General features: G+C 71.7%; 3 protein-coding genes. 2 read left to right on the plus strand and 1 reads right to left on the minus strand.

All coding sequences use genetic code 11. The features are described from left to right. Positions 1–115 precede the first annotated feature (115 nt). Positions 116–778 (plus strand): response regulator transcription factor, encoded by a 663-nt coding sequence (locus QH283_RS10760; protein ID WP_280502873.1) that lies wholly within the window; start codon positions 116–118, stop codon positions 776–778. Here QH283_RS10760 and QH283_RS10765 read toward each other — a convergent pair. Further along, positions 748–1,647 (minus strand): hypothetical protein, encoded by a 900-nt coding sequence (locus tag QH283_RS10765; protein ID WP_280502874.1) that lies wholly within the window; start codon positions 1,645–1,647, stop codon positions 748–750. The two genes, QH283_RS10760 and QH283_RS10765, sit on opposite strands and share 31 nt — an antisense overlap. Before the next feature lie 293 nt (positions 1,648–1,940). Here QH283_RS10765 and QH283_RS10770 point away from each other — a divergent pair. Further along, the coding region (locus QH283_RS10770; protein WP_280502875.1) for a serine/threonine-protein kinase at positions 1,941–3,083 on the plus strand (1,143 nt) is incomplete at its 3' end.

Here is a 3,083-nt window from a genome sequence, read left to right on the forward strand (position 1 = left end):
CTTCCGGCGGGGCCGGCGGCGCCGGCCCCGCCCTCCTCCCTGGGCCCCGCCGGGGGGTGGGGGGGGGGCGCACCGGCGGTCGATGCGCGCGACGATTCGGACCTAGGGTGAGCAGGTGGCAATAACGGTTCTCATCGCCGACGACCAGGCGATGGTGCGGCAGGGGTTCGGGGCCTTGCTGGCCGCGCAACCCGACATCAGTGTGGTTGGTGACGCCCCGGACGGGAAAGTGGCCGTCGCCGAGGCGAAACGGCTGCGCCCGGACGTGGTGCTGATGGACGTGCGGATGCCGGAGATGAACGGGCTCGACGCCGCGCGCGCCATCCTGTCCGCGGGCGGCGACCCGCCGACCAGAGTGCTCATGCTCACCACCTTCGACATCGACGACTACGTCTACGAGGCGTTGAACCTGGGCGCCAGCGGATTCCTGCTCAAGGACGCGCCCGCCGACGAGCTGGTGCGCGCGGTGCGGGTGGTGGCGGCCGGTCAGGCGCTGCTGGCGCCGACGGTGACCCGCAGGCTCATCGAGGAGGTCACCCGCAGGCGGGCGGGCACGCGCAGACGCACCCCGGAACTGGACTCGCTCACCCCGCGCGAACGCGAAGTGCTCGAACTGGTCGCGCGCGGGATGTCCAACGCCGAGATCGCCGAGGCGTTGTTCGTGGCCGAGCAGACCGTGAAGACCCATGTCTCCAAGGTCTTCTCGAAACTGCATCTGCGCGACCGGGCGCAGGCGGTGGTGCTGGCCTACGAGTCGGGCCTGGTGTCCCCCGGCTGAGCGGACAGCTTGCCGATGTTCGGCCGGGCCGCGATCACCGGCTCGGTGGCGGGGCAGTTGCCGCTGCGGGTCTCCTGCAGATGCGCGCCGAGCACAGCGGCCAGGTTGTCGAGCATCCGTGTGGCCGAGACGAAGTCGCCGTCGTCGGCCTGCGCGGCCATCGCCACCGCGACATAGCCGTCGCGGGCGGGCACCAGGCCGAACTGGCGGACCAGATAGATGCCGGTGTCGTCGTCCGGTCCCCAACCACCCTTGAAGATCGCGCCGTCCAGGGTGCCGAGACCCCACCGCTGTTCGTCGGTGATGTGCGACATCAGCTCGGTCACCGTCGCGGTCTGCGGCAGGCACGGCAGCTGGGAGGCGAACCGGACCTGGTCGACCAGCGACCACTCGGTGGCTCCGAAGGCGTCGTTCTCGACCGTGGTGTGTGGCCACGGCCCGCCGGGCATGACGTCGTCTGCCTCGTCGAGCACCTGCTGAACCGCCTGCGCCGCATCCGATCCCAGCGAACTCCACAGCGTGCCCGCCGCGGCGTTGTCGGAATAGGTGATCGCGGCCTCGGCGTAGCCGTCGAGCAGGCCGTCGGGGTCGTTGCGCAGCGCGGCCACCGCGATCGGGACCTTGATGGTCGACCAGGCCAGACCGGTGGTCAGCTCACCCATCACGGTGGCGCGGCTGCCGCCGACGGGCATGACCGCCAAGCCGAGCTCGCCCGGCGTGAGGCTCTCCAACAGGGTGAAGTCGGCGGCCAGCCCCTCGGGCTGTCCGCCGTTGGTGGCGCGCGAGTCCGCCTGGCGCGCCATCGCGACCGCGGCCGGATCGGCGTCGACCCTGTCGGCGAGCAGGCCACAGGAGGCGACAGCGAGCACCGTCAGTGCGAGCCCTCCGTGAAAAGCCGACCTGAATACCGACGATCTACGAGCCGACTTCACGAACCGCGAACCTCCACACCACCCGCGCGCTTTCCACGGTGGTGGCACAACACCCGAACCGACCCGAATGGCCGCCCGCCGCCCGGGTACGCACCTCGTGACCGCACGTCCGGGACATCGACGCGACGACGGTGCGCACAGGATAGTTTTCCCGATCGGCGCGAGAAAATCTAACGGAACCGCGATCGGCGCTCGGCGGTAGGCTTCTACCTGGAAGGAAGGGGGTCGCCTTGCTCGGACAGGGTGAGGTGTTCGCGGGCTACACCGTCGAACGGTTGCTCGGACAGGGCGGTATGGGCTCGGTCTATCTCGCCAGGCATCCCCGCACGGGAAAGCGCACCGCGCTCAAGCTGCTCAGTCCCGACCTGTTCACCGACCAGAAGGTGCGCGCGCGCTTCGAGCGCGAGGCCGACCTGGCCGCGCAGCTCGACCATCCCGGCATCATCGCCGTCTACGACCGCGGCTCGGAGAACGGCCAGCTGTGGATATCCATGCAGTACGTCGACGGGGTGGACGCCGCGTCGGTGGACGTGCGCACGCTGCCGCCCGAGCGCGCCGTGCAGATCGTCGAGGGCGTGGCCGAGGCACTGGACTACGCGCACGGCCGCGGGGTGCTGCACCGCGACGTCAAGCCGGCGAACATCCTGCTCGCACGGGCGGGCACCGGCAAGGGTGAGCGAGTCTTCCTCAGCGACTTCGGCATCGCGCGGCTGCGCGAGGACACCACCCACCTCACCCAGACCGGCATGTTCACCGCCACGCTCGCCTACGCCTCGCCGGAACAGATGACCGGCGCGCCGCTGGGCAACCGCAGCGATCAGTATTCGCTGGCCTGCGCCCTGTACTGGCTGCTCACCGGCGTCGGCCCGTTCGACGCCGACAATCCCGCCGACATCATCCACGGCCACCTCAACCTGGCCGCGGTTCCCGTCAGCCACCGCCGTCCCGGCCTCAACCCGGCCATGGACCTGGTGGTCGCCGCGGGCATGGCCAAGCTCCCCGAGCACCGTTACCGCACCTGCGCCGAGTTCGCCGCCGCCGCCCGCGCCGCCCTGACCGCCTCCGGTCCGCCCCCGCTGCCCGCTCCGGTCTATCCTCGGCCTCCGGTCGTCGCACAGCCCCATCCCGGCTATCCGCCCGCCGTCGCGCCGGCCGTCCCGCCGGGCGTGCCGGGTCCCCGGGTCGTGCAATACCAGGTGCCGCCGCCCGCGCAGGTGCCGATCCAGTCCCCGCCGATGCCGCAGGTGCCAGGGCAGGCCGCGCCCGGCGTCCCGCACCCTGCCCAGCCGGTCCCCGGTCCGGGGGGCCACCAGCCCGTGGCCCACCCGGCCGGCCGGAGCCCCCAACCGGCCGTGGCCGCGGGAGTCCCGGCG

It is taken from the genome of Nocardia farcinica (assembly GCF_029867845.1).
Taxonomy (GTDB): Bacteria; Actinomycetota; Actinomycetes; order Mycobacteriales; family Mycobacteriaceae; genus Nocardia; species Nocardia farcinica_A.